The organism is Streptomyces sp. HmicA12, from assembly GCF_000373565.1.
Classification (GTDB): Bacteria; Actinomycetota; Actinomycetes; order Streptomycetales; family Streptomycetaceae; genus Streptomyces.
Window position 1 is genome coordinate 185,819 of the sequence record NZ_KB891820.1, and the last position, 17,394, is coordinate 203,212.

The window sequence follows — 17,394 nt, forward strand, 5'->3', positions numbered from 1 at the left end:
TAGGCGGAACGCAAAAGGCCCCCTGCCCGGTGATGTCGGGCAGGGGGCCGTCGTGTGCGCCCGTCTCACACCTCTCTCACAGGCTGAGTCTGTGATGGCGGACGCAAACCCAGTAACGCGGACGTTCTGGACGTTGGGGTGCCTCGGTGGACACCATGGACGCCCTATAGAGTCGTTCCTCGTGAGTACGCGCACCGGTGATGACGCCATGGAGCATGGCAGGGGTGCTGTCGTGTGCTCGGTGCGGGGGCTTCGCAAGACGTACCCCGCCTCGCGCGGGCGGCGCGGAGCGCCCGGGACGCCGGAAGTGCGGGCCACCGACGATGTGCGGCTCGACATCCGGCGCGGGGAGATCTTCGGGCTGCTCGGGCCGAACGGGGCGGGCAAGTCCACCCTCGTACGGCAGCTGACCGGGCTGATGCGCCCCGACGCCGGCAGCGTGGAGATCCTCGGGCACGACATCGTGCGGTACCCGGAGCGGGCCTCGCGGATCCTCGCCTATCTCGGGCAGGAGTCGACCGCCCTCGACGAGCTCACCGTCTCCCTCGCCGCCGAGACCACCGGGCGGCTGCGCGGGCTCAGCCTCAAGGCCGCGCGGGACGCGCGGGACGACGTACTCGACGAACTGGGGATCGCGGAGCTCGCCGGGCGGCCCCTCAAGAAGCTTTCGGGCGGTCAGCGGCGGCTCGCCTGTTTCGCCGCCGCGCTGGTCGGCGAGCGGCAACTGCTCGTCCTCGACGAGCCGACCACCGGGATGGACCCCGTCGCGCGGCGGGCCGTGTGGGCCGCCGTGGACCGGCGCAGGGCCGAGCGCGGGACGACCGTGCTGCTCGTCACCCACAACGTCATCGAGGCCGAGACCGTCCTCGACCGGGTTGCCGTGATCGACCAGGGGCGGGTCATCGCCTGCGACACCCCGGCCGGGCTCAAGGAACGCGTCGCCGGAGAGGTCCGGGTCGAGCTGGTGTGGCGGGAGAAGGCGCCGATGGAGCTGAGTGAGGTCGCCGCGCTGCGGGAGCACGCCGTGGAGTCCGGGCGGCGCTGGTCGCTCCGGCTCGCGCCCGACGAGGCCCGCCGTGCCGTCGCCACCGTCACCGGCGGCCCGGCCTTCGATCATCTCGACGACTTCACGCTCGCCACACCGAGCCTGGAGGACGTGTACCTGGCACTCGGCGGGAGCCGCAGCAGCGTGAAGGGCCTGGTGAAGGCATGAGTGTCGTGTCCGCCGACGCGGTGCGGGTCGTGGAGCCGCCCGCCGTCACCGCCGCCGACGAGGGGCCGCTCGCGCCGCGGGCCGGGTTCCTGCCGTCGCTCGCCGCCGTCTACCGCGCCCAGCTGTCGCGGGCCCGCGTGGCCCGCATCCCGCTGCTCTTCGTCGCGACCTTCCAGTCCATCGGGATCATGATCCTGATGCGGGGCGTCGTCGACCGGGGCGGCAGCGAGGCGCGGGCCGTCGTCGCCGGGTCCGCCGTGCTGGTCGTGGCCTTCGTGGCGCTGAACCTGCTGGCCCAGTACTTCGGGCAGCTGCGCGCCGCCGGAGGGCTCGACCACTACGCGACGCTGCCGGTGCCGCCCGCGTCCGTGGTCCTCGGGGCGGCGGGCGCGTACGCCTCGTTCACCGTGCCGGGAACCGTGGTCACCGCGGTCGTCGGGTGCCTGATGTTCGATCTGCCGCTCACCCACCTGTGGGTGCTCGCCGCCGTGATCCCGCTCGCCGGGGCCGCGCTCGCCGGGCTCGGGGCCGCGCTCGGGCTGCTCGCGCCGCGGCCGGAACTGGCCACGCTGCTCGGACAGTTGGGCATGTCTGCGGCGCTGCTCCTCGGCGTCCTGCCGGCGGACCGGATGCCGGAGGTCGTGCAGTACGCGCGCGATCTGCTGCCCTCGACGTACGGGGTCGAGGCCTTCGCGCGGACCTTCGGGGACCGGCCCGACTGGGCCGTCGTCCTGCTCGACCTGGGCGTCTGCGCCGCGGTCGGGGTCGCTTCGCTGGCCGTCGCCACGTGGGCGTACCGCCGGGCGGCCGTCCGGTGACGCGGCCGACAGGGACGCCTGGCACGATGGCAGGGTGACCGCACCGCTGACGCCGCCTCATCAACCCCCGAACCACAACGGGCACAGTGACCCGTGGCAGGCCCCCGACCCCATGGCCGGGCATCTGCCGCCGCCGTCCACGCCGCGGGAGGACGGGCCCGGACTGCGGGCCGAGCTGCGTGAGGCCGCCGTCGTGTTCGTCGGGGTCGCCCTGTTCGGGCTGGTCCTCGGCGCCCTGTGGCTGTGGCTCGCGCCCCGGGTCCCGCTCGTGTCGGACAGTACGGCCGTCTACCTCAAGGACACCGAGGGCGAGCAGGCCATCGGTGTAGACGGAACGTTCACGCTGCTCGGGCTCGCGTTCGGTGCCGTGACCGCCGCACTCGTCTTTCTGTGGCGCAGGCGCGGAGGCATCGGGATCGTGGTGGCCCTCGCGCTCGGGGCGCTGCTCGGCGGGGTGATCGCCTGGCGGTTCGGGGTCTGGCTCGGGCCGACGCAGGACGTCGCCGCGCACGCCAAGGAAGTGGGCAAGGGCGTGGTGTTCGACGCGCCGCTGGAGCTGAAGGCCAAGGGGGCGCTGCTGGCGTGGCCGCTGGCCGCGATGGCCGTTCACCTCGGGCTGACGGGGTTGTTCGGGCCCCGGGACCCCGATCCCTATGCGCAGTACTACGCGCCGCAGGGTGCGGAGGGGACCGGGGCCGAGGGCTAGTCGCCGCGGGGGCGGGTGTCCGCTGCCGGGTGACACCTGGTCGGTGGTTGAGCGCCCAGTTCCCCGCGCCCCTGACGGGGCGCTCCGTCCTCCGCGAGGTAATCGCCCGTCCCCTCCGGGTCCACCAAGCGGCTCAGACGGTTCGGGACGTCGAAGCCGATCAGGACGATGACCACCAGCGTCAGCCCGAACGTCAGGATCGACAGGGACTGGCCCAGAGACATCCCGGAGGCCAGCTTCGCGCCGAGGACCGGGGCCACCGCGCCGCCCAGCGCGCCCACGTTGTACGTGAAGCCCAGGGACGCGGCGCGCGTCTCCGTCGGGAAGTGGCCCGCGATGAACTTCGGCAGCAGCCCCGAGATGCCCTGCATGCACGCGAGCATGCAGAACAGGAGCACGCCGAGGCCCAGCGGGCTGTCGCGGACCGCGAACACGGGGAAGACGAAGGCGATGCCGATCAGCAGCGTCACCGCGTAGGCGCGGCGCGTGCCGAAGCGGTCGCCGACGAAGCCCGCCACGACGCAGCCGAACGCCGTGCCGAAGCCCGCCCAGAAGAGGGCGTCGGTGACCTGCGAGGGGGAGTAGCCCAGCTCCGTCTTCAGGTAGGTCGGCAGCAGCGCCTGCACCGGCCAGCTGTAGAGGAAGGCGCAGAACACGGTCAGGATCAGGGAGACGTACAGCAGCCAGCGCTTTCGGCCGCCCAACTGGACCGCGAAGGCCAGCAGGCAGGCCGCGGCGACCACCGAGAGCACCGGGACCGCGCCGTCGCCCAGCGGAGTGAACACCGCGAACAGGGCGGCCGTCGCCACGACCACCAGCACCGTGTTGACCATGGCCAGGCGGCGCGTGGCGAACAGCGGGCGGAACGGGTTGGGGCGCTCGCCCGCACCGGCCCGGGCCACCCGCTCCTGCCACTCCTCCGCCTCCGGCAGCGCCCGCCGCACCCACAGGGCGATCGCCACGGGGAACAGGCCGATGTAGAACAGCCAGCGCCAGCCGTGGCCGGGGACGACGTGCTCGTAGACCTCGGCGGCCAGGACCCCGCCGAGCGAGAAGCCGGAGATCAGGAAGCCGGACGCGCGGTTGCGCAGCTGCGCGGGCCAGCTCTCCAGGACGTACGTCGCGCTCGCGCTGTACTCACCGGCCATGCCCATGCCGATCAGCAGGCGGGCGGTGAACAGGCTCGTGTAGTCCCACGCGAAGCCGCACGCGAAGGTGCCGAGGGAGTACAGGACGATCGACGCCACCATCGCGGCCTTGCGGCCGAACCGGTCGCCGAGCGCGCCGAGCACGGCGCCGCCCAGCCAGCGCGTGATGAACGCGCCCGAGACGAGACTCGCCTGCTCCACGGTCGACAGGCCGAAGTCGTCGCCGATCTCGGTCAGCACCAGGGTGATCAGGACGAAGTCGAAGCCGTCGAGGAAGTAGCCGATCCACGCGGCGAAGAAGGCCTTCCACCTGGTGGGCCCTATCGCCCGGTACCAGGGGGCGTGCGCGGACGTCGTCACAGCAGGCCCGCCTCGGTCAGGAGGCCGCGCACGTACGCGAACTCGGCCTCGCCGAGCGGGATCTGGGGCGCCGCGGTCGCCGGGCAGTCGATGATGCCCTGGAGGTGGACGGCGGCCTTGAACGCGCCGAGCGCGGAGGAGGAGCCGCCCATCCGGGCCGGGTCTCCCGCGTCCACGATCGCGAACAGGGCGGCGAGCCGGTCCTGTTCGGCCCGCGCCGTCTCCCAGTCGCCGGCCCGCGCGGCCTCGTAGAGACGTACGTAGCCGTGGGCGTCGACGTTGCCGAGTCCGGGCACCACGCCGTCGACGCCCGCCAGCAGGGCGCCGTCCACCGTGAGTTCGGAGCCGGTGAGGACGGAGAAGGCGGGTGTGCCGGCGCGCAGCGGGGCCAGCAGGCGGCGCAGGGAGCCCTCGTCGCCGCTGGAGTCCTTGAGCCCGGCGAGCGTGCCGTCGGCGGCCAGGGCCAGGATCGTGTCCCGGGCCAGCTTGCTGTGCACGGCGACCGGGATGTCGTACGCGAACAGGGGGAGGTCCGCGCCCGCGCGCAGCCGGCGGAAGTGGTCCGCGATCTCCGCCGGGTGGGTCCGCGTGTAGAACGGCGCCGTCGCCACGAGCGCGTCCGCGCCCGCCTTCACCGCGTCCCGCGCCCGCTCCAGGGCCCGGGGTGTGGTCGTCTCGATGACGCCCGCGAGCACCGGGACCCGGCCCGCGGCGGCCTCCACCGCGGCCTCCAGGGCCGTGCGGCGCTGAGCGTCCGTGAGGTAGGCCGTCTCGCCGCTGGAGCCCAGCAGGAACAGGCCGTGCACGCCGGCGTCGACGAGGTGCGTGGCGAGGCGGCGCACCGAGACCGTGTCCACCTCGCCCTCCGACGTCAGCGGCGTGACCAGCGGCGGGACGACGCCGCGGAGCGGGGCGGTGAGCGGGGTGCGGAGAGGCATGGCGGTGGTCTCCCGGGTCGGTGGTGCGGGTCGGCGGCGCACAGGGATCATGCGCGAGGCGGACGTAGGACGTAGGATGTCCCATGTCCAAGGGCGACAGTGCGCCACCGATGACAGCGATGTCAAGGGTTGAAGGGGAGGATGCGATGCGGTCTCCGGTCGCGCAGGACGCGCAGCGGCGGATCAAGGAACTCATCGTCGAGCACGGACTCGGGCCCGGCGATCCGCTGCCCACCGAGGCCGAGCTGATGGAGCGGTTCGGGGTCAGCCGGAACTCGCTGCGGGAGGCGCTGAAGTCGCTCCAGGCGCAGCGCATCGTGGAGATCCGGCACGGCTTCGGCACGTATGTCGGGTCGATGTCCCTGGAACCGCTGATCGACGGGCTCGCCTTCCGCACCGTCGTCGGGCACCGCAGGGGAGAGGACAGTCTGCTCGAACTCCTGCTGCTGCGCGAGGCGTTGGAGGCGGGGCTGATGAGCAGCCTCGTCGGGAAGCTCGGCGCGGACGAACTCGCCGAGCTCGACGGGCTCGTACGGCGGATGCACGAGGAGGTCGCGGCGGACGGGGCGATCGCCGCGGCCACCGACCGGGCGTTCCACCTCGCGCTGTACGGGCCGCTGGCCAACCGGCTGCTCAGCGAGCTGCTCGACGCGTTCTGGAGCGCCTTCCACCAGTCGCGGGCGCAGGACGTCGGCCGGTCCCCCGAGGACGCGGACGGCGTCGAACTGGCCCGGATGCACGGGCGGATCGTGGCCGCCGTGCGGGCCGGGGACGCCGAGGCCGCGGAGGCCGCCGTGCATCAGCACTTCGACGACATCCGCGGCCGGCTGAGCAGGCGCTGACCGTCAGATCCTGTCCGTTCAGGCGGGCCGGTGCCCGTGGTTGGCCTTGCCCTTCTTGATCCGCCACTTGCGCTTGCGCGTCTTCTTCGACATGTCCTTGGTGCTTAGTCGAAGCGGGGCGGGCCGTCGAGGGGTCAGGCGCGGCCGATCGGAGCGAGGACCGCGTCCGTGAGCGCCGCCAAGTCCTGTGCGGACAGCTCGACTTCGAGGCCGCGACGGCCCGCCGAGACGCAGATGGTCGCGTGCGCCCCGGCCGACGCGTCGATGACCGTACGCAGCTTCTTGCGCTGGCCGAGCGGGGAGATGCCGCCCCGCACGTACCCGGTGGTGCGTTCGGCGAGCGCCGGGTCGGCCATCGTGGCGCGCTTGCCGCCGGCCGCCGCGGCGAGTGCCTTCAGGTCGAGCTGGCCCGCCACCGGCACGACGGCGACCGTGAGCCGACCGTCCACGTCCGCGACGAGCGTCTTGAAGACGCGGTCGGGGGACACGCCCATCGCCTCGGCCGCCTCCTCGCCGTAGGAGGGGTGGGACGGGTCGTGCTCGTAGGAGTGGACCGTGAAGGGGGTGCCCGCGGCCGTCAGGGCCACGGTCGCCGGTGTCCCCCCGGACTGCTGCTTCTTGGGCTTCTTCGCCAACGTGCCGTGTCCTTCAGCTCAGTTGAGGCTGGTCGCCTGTCTGGTGAGGTCCGTCGCGGGCAGCGACGGAAGATGCCGGATGATCGCCGTCTCGGCGCGCAGCAGCTTCAGCTCCTCGCGCAGCCGGGACGCCACGTCGGGGAACTCCAGCAGACGCTGCTTCGTCGGTACGTCGAGCACGGCGGCCGCGGCCACCAGGTACGAGACGACCGACGGGTCGTCCGGCAGCTCCGCGCCCGTCGTCAGGGACCGCTCGCGGGCGCCCGCGAGCCGCTTCTGGTACGAGCGGAACGCGCGCAGCACCCCTTCGGCCAGGGCCCCCGCCTCGGCCGACCCGTCACCCTCCTCGGCCCCTGCGTCCTCGGCCTCCTCCGGGTCCTCGGGCAGCACCTCCACCTCGGCGGTGAGGTACGCGCCCGAGGCGTCCACCGAGTGCAGCCGCACGCGCTGGGTCCCGGTGGCGAGGACCTCGAAGCTGCCGTCGGGGCGCTCCCGGATCGTCGCGGCGTCGGCGATGCAGCCGACCGCGTGGAAGGAGGCGATCGGGTCGTCGCCGAACCCGGCGGCCGGGCCGGCGCCCGCCTCCTTCGTCGTGACGTCGTCGGGCATGCCGGCGGCGCTCGGCGCGACCTCGTGGCCGTCGCGGATCGCCACGACGACGAAGTTCCGCGGCTCGTCGGAGACGGCCGGGTCGGCGTCCGGGTCCATCGGATCGGAGGGGGAATCCTTCAACAGATCGCGCATCATGGCGCGATAGCGCTCCTCGAAGATGTTCAGCGGGAGGACGAGTCCCGGGAACAGCACCGAGTTGAGCGGGAAGAGCGGAAGCCGGACGGTGGTCACGACGCTCAAGCGTAATGGTCGCCGGAGGTAGCCGGTCCGCCGAGCAGCGGGAGCGCCGCCGCGACCTCAAGCCGGACGCCGTCGCGCAGGTGCAGGAACTCGCCCAGCGGGTCGTCCGCGATCCGGTCCCAGGGGAACGACGTCGCGTACGGGCCGATGCGCCGCAGCTGCTCCAGGGCGTCCGGCCAGCGCTCCAGGTGGATCAGGACGCAGGCCAGCAGATTGCGCACCTCCGCGGGCCAGGGGTCCGCGGTGTCGTACGTGGCCGAGAGCTCGACGGCGAGGTCGGCCGCCGCGTCCAGGCGGCTGCGCGGGACGCCCTGCGGGGACTGCGCCGTGAGGTACGCGAAGGCCGCGCGGACCGGCAGCGCCTTGAGCAGCGAGCCGGGCAGCGCGTCCTGCGCCGCGCGCTCGGCGAAGTCGAAGCACTCGGCGTGCGAGCCGTACCAGGCGGCCGACAGGTACTGCAGGGCCGAGACGTGGCAGCCGTAGTGGTGCGGGGAGCGGCGCACCGCCTGCGCCCACAGCTCCTCGAAGGCAGTGTGCGGGGCGTTCGTGCCGCGGGCGTGGTCCAGGGCGACGCGCCAGGGGACCGGGTCGCGGGGATCGGCCTCGGCCGCGGCCAGGATCAGCGGGGAGACCTCGCGCAGGAGCTCGGCGCGGGCCGGGGACGCGAACGCGCGGGCGACCGCCACCTCCGCCTTGACCAGGAGCAGGTCCGGGTCGTGCGGGGCGGCCTGCTGCCAGGCCCTGAACCACTCGGGGCGGGCGGCGGCGAACGCGGCGAGGCGCTGGACGTAGCGGTCGCGGTTCTCCCACTCCGCCGCCTCGCGGGTGTGGGCCAGGACCTTCGCGGCCGGGCCGTGATCCGCGTGGCCCGCGGCGACCAGGGCGGGGGCGAGGCGTTCGTCCGGGGCGTCGAGGAGGACCTCGTCGTCCGGGGGCAGGCCCTCGGCGAGCGCGGGGGTGTGGCGGATCATGCGGGCGGTGCGGATGAGAGCGCGGAGCAGTGGCATGGGCCGCGCCCTCCTTTTCTGCTGGTCCGGTGGGATGACGGGCTGTGGGGGGCCATGGTTGCTCATGGCCGGGTAACGGTTTGGTGCGGGGGTCTTCGCGTCTGCCGGGTCGCGGTTCGGCGCGCGGGTGCGGGTGCGTGCGCAGGTGCGGGTGGTGGTGGGTCGCTCGCACAGCGCACGGGCTTCAGGGGCGCGGGAAATTGTGCGAGAAGCCCCCCGGCCCGCCGCCGCGTGCGAGGCGCCGCGCCCGATGGTGAGGGTCACCCGCGGCGCAAAAGGCGGGTGGCGCCCGCTGCCACGGTGGTCGCCAGGATCCAGCCCAGGAGGATCAGGACCGCCGCCATCCACTGCCAGCCGCCGCGCAGTTGCCAGCTGCCCGCCTGGCCGAGGTCGATCACCGGGAGCAGCAGGTCGAGGGCGAAGAGGGCCGAGTCCCAGTTCGGTCCCTCGCCCTGTTTGAGCGGCGGGTGGTCGGCGTGGCTGAAGGCGACCGCGCTGATCGCCCAGAGCACCGCCATCCAGACCGCGGCCCGGCCCGGCCGGTACCCGTAGGCCACCGTCCAGTCCTGGACGTAGCCCCACACCTTCGCGGCCACCGGCAGCGTCTCGCGGCGCCGGCGCTGCTTGGCGAGCAGCACCTCGCGGGCGTCGGCGTCCTCGCCGCTGTTGCGCAGGATGGTGGCGAGCTGCTCGTACGGCTCGGGCCGGTACTCGGGGGTGGCGTCGGAGAGCCAGGCCAGGCGGCGGTGGAGCGGGAAGGCGCCGATCGGGATCAGGTTCTCGTACGTGAAACCGCTGACCCGGAACTGTCCCGCGGCCGGCCAGCTCGTCGACTTGTCGACCAGGTTGACGACCTTCATGCCGTTCAGCACGATCAGCCCGCGCTGCGGCCGCTCCCCGGTGAAGCGCAGCTCGGGGGTCTGGACGCGGCGCAGCGACACCTCCTGGTCGTTCTCCATGGTGAAGCGGGCCGAGTCCAGGTCGATGGCGTCGCCGAAGCGGCCGTCGTCCAGACGCATGCCGCCCACGCACTCGAAGCGCTGGACGCGGGTGCCGCGGGCCGGGGTGCCGCTGGACTGGAACTGATTGCCGATGCCCGCGGGGGTCAGGTACAGCGTGCGCTCGACCGTGAGCTGCGGGGCGTTCAGGGCACGGCGCCCGTGCGTGTTGCTCAGGCGGCTGCCGCGCAAGGACAGCGAGACGCCGACCGTCGCGCCGCGCAGGCTCAGCTCGCCGTGCGTCTCCAGGAGCTCGGCCTGGAGGTCCTGCCCGACCGAGAGCCCGTCCGCCATGATCGACTTGCCGCGCCGGTCGCGGAACACCACGGCCTGGTTGAGCAGCAGGTCCGTGCCGATGTGGGCGTCGGTGAGCCGCATGCCGTTGTGGAAGCGGCAGCGCGGGAAGTGCAGGTCGCCCTCGGTGTGCACGCGGGCCCCTTCGAGGCGCGGCACCGAGCAGTCCACGAGCCGGACCGTCGTGAAGCGCGCCTCCGGGAGGAGCACCTCCTTCTCGAAGCGGCAGCCCTTCATCTCCAGGTACGGGACGATCGTGCCGCCCGCGAGGTCCAGCACGTTCGTGATCTGCACGCCCTGGAGCTTGAGGGAGGAGACCCGGCCGTCGAGGGCGGGCGGCCCGTCGAGCAGCAGCCACGCCACGATCCGCGCGCGCACGCTGCGCTCGGGCCCCCAGGGGTGGCCGCCGTGCGGGTCGTCCACCTCCCGGTCGCCGGTGCGCAGGTCGTACACGGTCCCGTTGCGGAACGCCTGCCACATCCCGGCCTCTGCGGGGGTCAGCCCGTCCGGCAGGTCGCCATTGCCGCTGCCGGTCGTCGTCCCGTCGACCACGACTGTCCTGCCTCCCCCGTGTGCCCCATACGCATCCGCTACCCGCGGGTTTCGTACAACCGTTCATGCCCGCTGGGTGACTGCCTGAACGCTAGTGGTGAAGGTCATCCTCCGTTGCCGGAACAACGGCTGAAACCGGACGTGTATCAGTCACTGATACGGGCCGCCGACGGCAAACGAGCGTCTGAGAGAATTGACGCGTGATCTCTCGAATCGATCTGCGCGGCGCCGCCCTCCCCGAGGGTCAGGCCCTGCGCTCGCTGCTGCCCCGTGCCGACTTCGACGTCGCGGCCGCCCTGGAGAAGGTGCGCCCGATCTGCGAGGACGTGCATCATCGCGGCGACGCGGCGCTGATCGAGTACGGGGAGAAATTCGACGGCGTACGCCTCACCCAGGTCCGGGTCCCGGCCCAGGCCATGACGGACGCCCTGGAGCAGCTCGACCCGGAGGTCAGGGCCGCCCTGGAGGAGTCCATCCGGCGCGCGCGGATCGTGCACCGGGCCCAGCGCAGGACCACCGAGCGCACCGAGGTCGCCCCCGGCGGCATCGTCACCGAGAAGTGGGTCGCGGTCGACCGCGTCGGGCTGTACGCGCCCGGCGGCCGGGCCGTCTACCCCTCCTCCGTGATCATGGACACGGTCCCGGCGCAGGAGGCCGGAGTGCCCTCCATCGCGCTGGCCTCCCCGCCGCAGAAGGAGTTCGGCGGCCTGCCGCACCCGACGATCCTCGCGGCCTGCGCGCTGCTCGGCATCGACGAGGTGTACGCGGCCGGCGGCGCCACCGCCGTCGCGATGTTCGCGCACGGCACCGAGTCCTGCGCCCCGGCGAACATGGTGGCCGGGCCCGGCAACATCTGGGTGGCCGCCGCCAAGCGTTACTTCACCGGAAAGATCGGCATCGACGCGGAGGCCGGTCCCACCGAGATCGCCGTTCTCGCCGACGACACCGCGGACGCCGTGCACGTGGCGGCCGACCTGATCAGCCAGGCCGAGCACGACCCGCTGGCCGCCTCCGTCCTCGTCACCGACTCCGAGGAGCTCGCCGCCGCGGTCGAGCAGGAGCTCACCGCGCAGGTCGCGGTGAGCAAGCACCGCGAGGAGCGCATCGAGCCCGCGCTGAAGGGCGAGCAGTCCGCGATCGTCCTCGTCGACACGGTCGAGGACGGCCTCGCGGTCGTCAACGCCTACGGGGCCGAGCACCTGGAGATCCAGACCCGCGACGCCGCGGGCCTGGCCGAAAAGGTGCGGAACGCGGGCGCGGTGTTCGTGGGCCCCTGGTCCCCGGTCTCCCTCGGCGACTACGCGGCGGGCTCCAACCACGTCCTGCCCACCGGTGGCTGCGCCTGCCACTCCTCGGGCCTGTCCGTGCAGTCCTTCCTGCGCGGCATCCACATCGTCGACTACACGCGCGACGCGCTCGCCGAGATCACCCGCCACGTGGTGACCCTCGCCGAGGCCGAGGACCTGCCCGCGCACGGAGCGGCGCTGAAGGCCCGCTTCGAGTGGAAGGTGCCGGGAGACAAGTGACCAGCATCGACGACCTTCCCGTACGGGACGAGCTGCGCGGCAAGTCCCCGTACGGAGCACCGCAGTTGGACGTCGCCGTCCGGCTGAACACGAACGAGAACCCGTACCCGCTGCCCGAGCCGCTCGTCGCGCGCATCGCCGAGCGGGTCGCGGACGCGGCCCGCAACCTCAACCGCTACCCGGACCGGGACGCGGTCGAGCTGCGCACGGAGCTCGCCCGGTACCTCACGCGCACCACCGGCCACGAGGTCACCTACGAGCAGGTGTGGGCGGCCAACGGGTCGAACGAGGTCCTCCAGCAGCTCCTCCAGGCGTTCGGCGGCCCCGGCCGCACCGCGCTCGGCTTCGAGCCCTCGTACTCGATGCACCCGCTGCTCGCCCGAGGCACGAACACGGGCTGGGTGAGCGCCCCGCGCCGCGACGACTTCTCGCTGGACGTCCCGGGCGCCGTCGAGGCGATCCGCACGCACCGGCCGAGCGTCGTCTTCATCACCAGCCCCAACAACCCGACGGGCAACGCGGTCGCCCGCGAGGACGTCCTCGCGCTGTACGAGGCCGCCGGGCGGGACGCGGTGGTGATCGTCGACGAGGCGTACACCGAGTTCAGCCACGGCTCGTCCCTGCTCGAACTGATCGAGGGCCGCCCGAACCTGATCGTCTCGCGCACCATGTCCAAGGCGTTCGGCGCCGCCGGACTGCGCCTCGGCTACCTGGCCGCCGACCCGGCCGTGGTCGACGCCGTCCAACTGGTGCGCCTGCCGTACCACTTGTCGGCCGTGAACCAGGCGACGGCCCTCGCCGCCCTGGAGTACACCGACACCCTGCTCCAGTACGTGGAGCAGCTGAAGGCCGAACGCGACCGGGTGGTCGCGGAGTTGACGGGCCTCGGCTTCGACGTCACCGTCGCCGACGCCAACTTCATCCAGTTCGGTGTCTTCGAAGACCCCCACGCCGTCTGGCGGTTCATCCTCGACCGCGGCGTCCTGATCCGTGACAACGGGGTGCCGGGACGGCTGCGCATGTCGGTCGGCACCCCCGAAGAGAACGACGCGTTCCTGGACGCGGCCCGCGAAGTGAAGAAGGAGTTCGGCGCATGAGCCGCGTAGGACGTATTGAGCGCGTGACGAAGGAGACCTCGGTCCTCGTCGAGATCGACCTCGACGGGAGCGGCAAGGTCGACGTGTCGACCGGCGTCGGCTTCTACGACCACATGCTCGACCAGCTCGGCCGCCACGGCCTCTTCGACCTCACGGTCAAGACCGAGGGCGACCTGCACATCGACTCGCACCACACCATCGAGGACACCGCCCTCGCCCTCGGCGCCGCCTTCAAGCAGGCGCTCGGCGACAAGGTCGGCATCTACCGGTTCGGCAACTGCACCGTCCCGCTCGACGAGTCCCTCGCCCAGGTGACCGTCGACCTGTCCGGCCGCCCGTACCTCGTGCACACCGAGCCCGAGAAGATGGCGCCGATGATCGGCGAGTACGACACGACGATGACCCGGCACATCCTGGAGTCGTTCGTCGCGCAGGCGCAGATCGCCCTGCACGTCCACGTCCCGTACGGGCGCAACGCGCACCACATCGTGGAGTGCCAGTTCAAGGCCCTCGCCCGCGCCCTGCGGTACGCCTCCGAGCGCGACCCGCGCGCGGCCGGCATCCTCCCGTCCACGAAGGGTGCCCTCTAGTCATGAACGGCCTCGCGACCGTCCTCATCCTCATCGGCCTCTTCCTGATCGGCGGCGTCATCTCGTTCGTCAAGCAGGGCATGGGCAAGAGCCTCATCACGCTTCTCTCGATCAGCGCCGCCTTCTGCCTGGTCGCGGGCGTGCTGCGGCTCGACTACTGGAACTGACCAACTGCCATGAGTGACAAGAAAGTTGTCGTCTTCGACTACGGCTTCGGGAACGTGCGCTCCGCCGAGCGCGCCCTCGCCCGCGCGGGCGCCGACGTCGAGATAACGCGCGACTTCGACAAGGCCATGAACGCCGACGGACTCCTCGTCCCCGGCGTCGGCGCCTTCGCCGCCTGCATGAAGGGGCTCGTCGACGCGCGCGGCGACTGGATCGTCGGCCGCCGCCTGTCCGGCGGACGGCCCGTGATGGGCATCTGCGTCGGCATGCAGATCCTGTTCGCGCGCGGCATCGAGCACGGCGTCGAGGCCGAGGGCCTCGACGAGTGGCCCGGTGTCGTCGAACCCCTGAAGGCCGACGTCGTCCCGCACATGGGCTGGAACACGGTCGACGCGCCCGAGGACAGTGAGCTGTTCGCGGGCGTCGGCAGCGACGAGCGCTTCTACTTCGTGCACTCGTACGCGGTCCAGCACTGGGACATGGAGATCCACAACCCCCACATCCGCGCGCCCAGGGTGACGTGGTCCACCCACGGCGAGCCGTTCGTGGCCGCCGTGGAGAACGGCGCGCTGTGGGCGACGCAGTTCCACCCCGAGAAGTCCGGCGACGCCGGAGCCCAGCTGCTGAAGAACTGGATCGGAACCCTTTAACCATGAGCAAGCTCGAACTCCTCCCCGCGGTCGACGTCCGTGACGGCCAGGCGGTCCGCCTTGTCCATGGCGAGTCCGGCAGCGAGACCTCCTACGGCTCCCCGCTGGAGGCCGCCCTCGCCTGGCAGAACTCCGGCGCCGAGTGGCTGCACCTGGTCGACCTCGACGCCGCGTTCGGCACGGGCGACAACCGCGCGCTGATCGCCGAGGTCTCCGCCGCCATGGACATCAAGGTGGAACTCTCCGGCGGCATCCGCGACGACGACACGCTCGCCGCCGCCCTCGCCACCGGCTGCACCCGCGTCAACCTCGGCACCGCCGCGCTGGAGACCCCCGAGTGGGTCGCCAAGGTCATCGCCGAGCACGGCGACAAGATCGCCGTCGGCCTCGACGTGCGCGGCACGACGCTGCGCGGCCGCGGCTGGACCCGTGACGGCGGCGACCTGTACGAGACCCTGGAGCGCCTCAACTCCGAGGGCTGCGCGCGCTACGTCGTCACCGACATCGCCAAGGACGGCACGCTGCAGGGCCCGAACCTGGAGCTCCTGAAGAACGTCTGCGCGGCCACCGACCGCCCGGTCGTCGCCTCCGGCGGCGTCTCCTCCCTCGACGACCTGCGCGCCATCGCCGAGCTCGTACCGCTCGGCGTCGAGGGCTCCATCGTCGGCAAGGCGCTGTACGCGAAGGCGTTCACCCTCGAGGAGGCGCTGGAGGCGGTCTCCGTATGAGCGGCGAGGTCCGCCGGGTGCAGTCCGACGTCTCCTGGGAGGAGACCTTCGGGTACGCGCGCGCCGTCGAGCTGCCGGGCGGACTCGTCCTGGTCTCCGGCTGCACCTCCGTCGTCAACGGCGTGATCTCCGAGGGCGGCCCGTACGAGCAGGCGATGAACGCCTTCGGGGTCGCCTTCGAGGCCCTCGGCAAGCTGGGACTCGGCCGCGAGGACGTCGTCCGCACCCGCATGTACATCACCCACGCGCGGGACGTGGACGACGTCGGGCGCGCCCACAAGGAGCTGTTCGACGACGTGCGCCCCGCCGCGTCCATGCTGATCGTCTCCGGTTTCGTCGACCCGTCGCTGGTCGTCGAGGTCGAGGTCGAGGCGTATCGCCAAGAAAGGGGCGAAGGCAAGTGACCCTCGCCGTACGTGTCATCCCCTGCCTCGACGTCGACAACGGCCGTGTCGTCAAGGGCGTCAACTTCCAGAACCTGCGCGACGCGGGCGACCCCGTCGAGATGGCGAAGGTCTACGACGCCGAGGGCGCCGACGAGCTGACGTTCCTGGACATCACCGCGTCCTCCGGAAACCGCGAGACCACGTACGACGTGGTGCGCCGCACCGCCGAGCAGGTCTTCATCCCGCTCACGGTGGGCGGCGGTGTGCGCACCGCCGAGGACGTCGACAAGCTGCTGCGCGCCGGCGCGGACAAGGTCGGGGTGAACACCGCCGCGATCGCCCGGCCCGAGCTCATCCGTGAGATCGCCGAGCGGTTCGGCCGGCAGGTGCTCGTGCTTTCCGTGGACGCGCGGCGCACCGCGTCCGGGTCCTTCGAGGTGACGACGCACGGGGGGCGGCGGTCCGCCGGGATCGACGCGGTCGAATGGGCGCACCGGGCGGCCGAGTTGGGGGCGGGCGAGATCCTGCTGAACTCGATGGACGCGGACGGGACGAAGGACGGCTACGACATCGAGATGATCGAGGCCGTCCGCAAGCACGTGTCCGTGCCGGTGATCGCGTCGGGTGGCGCGGGGCGGCTGGAGCACTTCGCTCCCGCCGTCGCGGCGGGCGCGGACGCGGTGCTCGCGGCGTCCGTCTTCCACTTCGGCGACCTCCGCATCGGCGAGGTCAAGTCTTCTCTCCGGGACGCGGCTTACCCCGTGCGCTGATCGCCTTCCCGCGCAGTTCCCCGCGCCCCTGAAGGCCGCAGGCCTTTCAGGGGCGCGGGGAACTGCGCGAGAAGCCCCCACCGGCCCGCACGCATGACACAACCCCCGTAGCTCCCCGGCGGAACCGGTGATTTCGCCGATGCGCGACAACCCGCACCCAGGGGACCGTCATGACACCCGCGGCGCCCCGGGACGACGGCGCCGCCTCCCCCCGAAGGGAACGTCGTGCAGAAGCTACGAACCCGCCTGATACGTACAGGACTTGCCGCACTCCTGGCCGTCGGCGGCATCGCCACCTCGCAGGCCGTGACCGCCCAGGCCGCCGAGAACCCGTACGAGCGCGGGCCCGCCCCCACCGTCTCCAGCATCGAGGCGTCCCGCGGCTCCTACGCGGTCTCGCAGACCACCGTGTCCTCGCTGAGCGTCAGCGGATTCGGCGGCGGCACCATCTACTACCCGACGTCGACGGCCGACGGCACGTTCGGCGCCGTCGCGATCTCGCCCGGCTACACGGCCTACCAGTCGTCGATCGCCTGGCTCGGCCCGCGCCTGGCCTCGCAGGGCTTCGTCGTCTTCACCATCGACACCAACACCACGCTCGACCAGCCCGACAGCCGCGGCCGTCAACTCCTGTCCGCGCTGGACTACCTGACCCAGCAGAGCTCGGTGCGCACCCGCATCGACACCAGCCGGCTCGGCGTCATGGGCCACTCCATGGGCGGCGGCGGCACCCTCGAAGCCGCCAAGAGCCGGCCCTCGCTGCAGGCCGCGATCCCGCTGACCGGCTGGAACACCGACAAGACCTGGCCCGAGATCAAGACCCCGACGCTCGTGGTGGGCGCCGACGGTGACACCATCGCGCCGGTGGCCACGCACTCCGAGCCGTTCTACAGCAGCCTGCCGAGCTCGCTCGACAAGGCGTACCTGGAGCTGCGGGGCGCCACGCACTTCACCCCGAACTCCTCCAACACCACGATCGCCAAGTACTCGATCTCCTGGCTGAAGCGCTTCATCGACAACGACACCCGGTACGAGCAGTTCCTCTGCCCGCTGCCGAGCGCGAGCACCACGATCGCCGAGTACCGGGGCAACTGCCCGCACACGTCCTGACGTCCGGGA

Annotated in this window: 19 protein-coding genes; 13 read left to right on the forward strand and 6 right to left on the reverse strand. The window is 72.2% G+C overall.

The features are described from left to right. Positions 1 to 208: 208 nt before the first annotated feature. The 3 genes from B072_RS0127150 to B072_RS44185 are packed head-to-tail and all read left to right on the forward strand — an operon-like array spanning position 209 to position 2,737. Positions 209 to 1,213: an ABC transporter ATP-binding protein gene (locus B072_RS0127150; protein ID WP_199791105.1), complete on the forward strand. Its 1,005-nt coding sequence runs from the start codon at positions 209 to 211 to the stop codon at positions 1,211 to 1,213. Then, a complete protein-coding gene (locus B072_RS0127155) occupies positions 1,210 to 2,031 on the forward strand; it encodes an ABC transporter permease (protein WP_018533104.1) in 822 nt (273 codons plus the stop codon). Before B072_RS0127150 ends, B072_RS0127155 begins: the two co-directional genes overlap by 4 nt. A gap of 34 nt (positions 2,032 to 2,065) precedes the next feature. Continuing rightward, a complete protein-coding gene (locus B072_RS44185; protein WP_078506596.1) occupies positions 2,066 to 2,737 on the forward strand; it encodes a DUF2567 domain-containing protein in 672 nt (223 codons plus the stop codon). On the opposite strand, the gene B072_RS0127165 is transcribed toward B072_RS44185, so the two are convergent. Continuing rightward, positions 2,734 to 4,245, reverse strand: coding sequence for a sialate:H+ symport family MFS transporter (locus tag B072_RS0127165; protein ID WP_018533106.1), 1,512 nt, complete (start codon positions 4,243 to 4,245; stop codon positions 2,734 to 2,736). The two genes, B072_RS44185 and B072_RS0127165, sit on opposite strands and share 4 nt — an antisense overlap. Next, positions 4,242 to 5,183, reverse strand: a complete 942-nt coding sequence (locus B072_RS0127170) for a dihydrodipicolinate synthase family protein (RefSeq protein WP_018533107.1) — start codon at positions 5,181 to 5,183, stop codon at positions 4,242 to 4,244. Before B072_RS0127170 ends, B072_RS0127165 begins: the two co-directional genes overlap by 4 nt. Positions 5,184 to 5,329: 146 nt before the next feature. Between B072_RS0127170 and B072_RS0127175 the strand changes: the two genes are divergently transcribed. Beyond that, a complete protein-coding gene (locus B072_RS0127175; RefSeq protein WP_018533108.1) occupies positions 5,330 to 6,025 on the forward strand; it encodes a FadR/GntR family transcriptional regulator in 696 nt (231 codons plus the stop codon). 134 nt (positions 6,026 to 6,159) lie between these two features. Here B072_RS0127175 and ybaK read toward each other — a convergent pair whose 3' ends face one another. From ybaK to B072_RS0127195, 4 genes are all read right to left on the reverse strand, one after another. Continuing rightward, positions 6,160 to 6,660 (reverse strand): Cys-tRNA(Pro) deacylase, encoded by a 501-nt coding sequence (ybaK, locus tag B072_RS0127180; protein WP_018533109.1) that lies wholly within the window; start codon positions 6,658 to 6,660, stop codon positions 6,160 to 6,162. Between the two features lie 18 nt (positions 6,661 to 6,678). Continuing rightward, the gene (locus B072_RS0127185; protein WP_018533110.1) at positions 6,679 to 7,503 is read right to left on the reverse strand and encodes an LON peptidase substrate-binding domain-containing protein; all 825 of its coding nucleotides are present in this window, start codon (positions 7,501 to 7,503) and stop codon (positions 6,679 to 6,681) included. A gap of 5 nt (positions 7,504 to 7,508) precedes the next feature. Further along, on the reverse strand, positions 7,509 to 8,519 hold the full coding sequence (locus tag B072_RS0127190) for a hypothetical protein (protein ID WP_018533111.1): 1,011 nt from the start codon (positions 8,517 to 8,519) through the stop codon (positions 7,509 to 7,511). A 260-nt stretch (positions 8,520 to 8,779) separates the two neighbouring features. After that, positions 8,780 to 10,291 carry a hypothetical protein gene (locus B072_RS0127195; protein WP_051127309.1) on the reverse strand — a complete coding sequence of 504 codons (1,512 nt, stop codon included), beginning with the start codon at positions 10,289 to 10,291 and terminating at the stop codon, positions 8,780 to 8,782. 272 nt (positions 10,292 to 10,563) lie between these two features. Here B072_RS0127195 and hisD point away from each other — a divergent pair, with 272 nt between their 5' ends. The 9 genes from hisD to B072_RS0127240 all read left to right on the forward strand — a co-directional run bounded on the left by hisD (position 10,564) and on the right by B072_RS0127240 (position 17,385). Further along, on the forward strand, positions 10,564 to 11,889 hold the full coding sequence (gene hisD / locus B072_RS0127200) for a histidinol dehydrogenase (protein WP_018533113.1): 1,326 nt from the start codon (positions 10,564 to 10,566) through the stop codon (positions 11,887 to 11,889). Then, positions 11,886 to 12,986 carry a histidinol-phosphate transaminase gene (locus tag B072_RS0127205; RefSeq protein ID WP_018533114.1) on the forward strand — a complete coding sequence of 367 codons (1,101 nt, stop codon included), beginning with the start codon at positions 11,886 to 11,888 and terminating at the stop codon, positions 12,984 to 12,986. The genes hisD and B072_RS0127205 overlap by 4 nt, the downstream gene beginning before the upstream one ends. After that, positions 12,983 to 13,576 carry an imidazoleglycerol-phosphate dehydratase HisB gene (hisB, locus tag B072_RS0127210; RefSeq protein WP_026246354.1) on the forward strand — a complete coding sequence of 198 codons (594 nt, stop codon included), beginning with the start codon at positions 12,983 to 12,985 and terminating at the stop codon, positions 13,574 to 13,576. The genes B072_RS0127205 and hisB overlap by 4 nt, the downstream gene beginning before the upstream one ends. A 2-nt stretch (positions 13,577 to 13,578) precedes the next feature. Beyond that, positions 13,579 to 13,743 carry a hypothetical protein gene (locus B072_RS48795; RefSeq protein WP_018533116.1) on the forward strand — a complete coding sequence of 55 codons (165 nt, stop codon included), beginning with the start codon at positions 13,579 to 13,581 and terminating at the stop codon, positions 13,741 to 13,743. A gap of 9 nt (positions 13,744 to 13,752) precedes the next feature. Then, positions 13,753 to 14,391 carry an imidazole glycerol phosphate synthase subunit HisH gene (gene hisH / locus B072_RS0127220; protein WP_018533117.1) on the forward strand — a complete coding sequence of 213 codons (639 nt, stop codon included), beginning with the start codon at positions 13,753 to 13,755 and terminating at the stop codon, positions 14,389 to 14,391. Positions 14,392 to 14,393: 2 nt separating this feature from the next. Further along, positions 14,394 to 15,119 (forward strand): bifunctional 1-(5-phosphoribosyl)-5-((5-phosphoribosylamino)methylideneamino)imidazole-4-carboxamide isomerase/phosphoribosylanthranilate isomerase PriA, encoded by a 726-nt coding sequence (gene priA, locus B072_RS0127225; protein ID WP_018533118.1) that lies wholly within the window; start codon positions 14,394 to 14,396, stop codon positions 15,117 to 15,119. Then, positions 15,116 to 15,523, forward strand: coding sequence for a RidA family protein (locus tag B072_RS0127230; protein WP_018533119.1), 408 nt, complete (start codon positions 15,116 to 15,118; stop codon positions 15,521 to 15,523). The genes priA and B072_RS0127230 overlap by 4 nt, the downstream gene beginning before the upstream one ends. After that, a complete protein-coding gene (gene hisF / locus B072_RS0127235; protein WP_018533120.1) occupies positions 15,520 to 16,275 on the forward strand; it encodes an imidazole glycerol phosphate synthase subunit HisF in 756 nt (251 codons plus the stop codon). The genes B072_RS0127230 and hisF overlap by 4 nt, the downstream gene beginning before the upstream one ends. 225 nt (positions 16,276 to 16,500) lie before the next feature. Further along, positions 16,501 to 17,385, forward strand: coding sequence for a dienelactone hydrolase family protein (locus B072_RS0127240; RefSeq protein ID WP_018533121.1), 885 nt, complete (start codon positions 16,501 to 16,503; stop codon positions 17,383 to 17,385). Positions 17,386 to 17,394 lie beyond the last annotated feature (9 nt).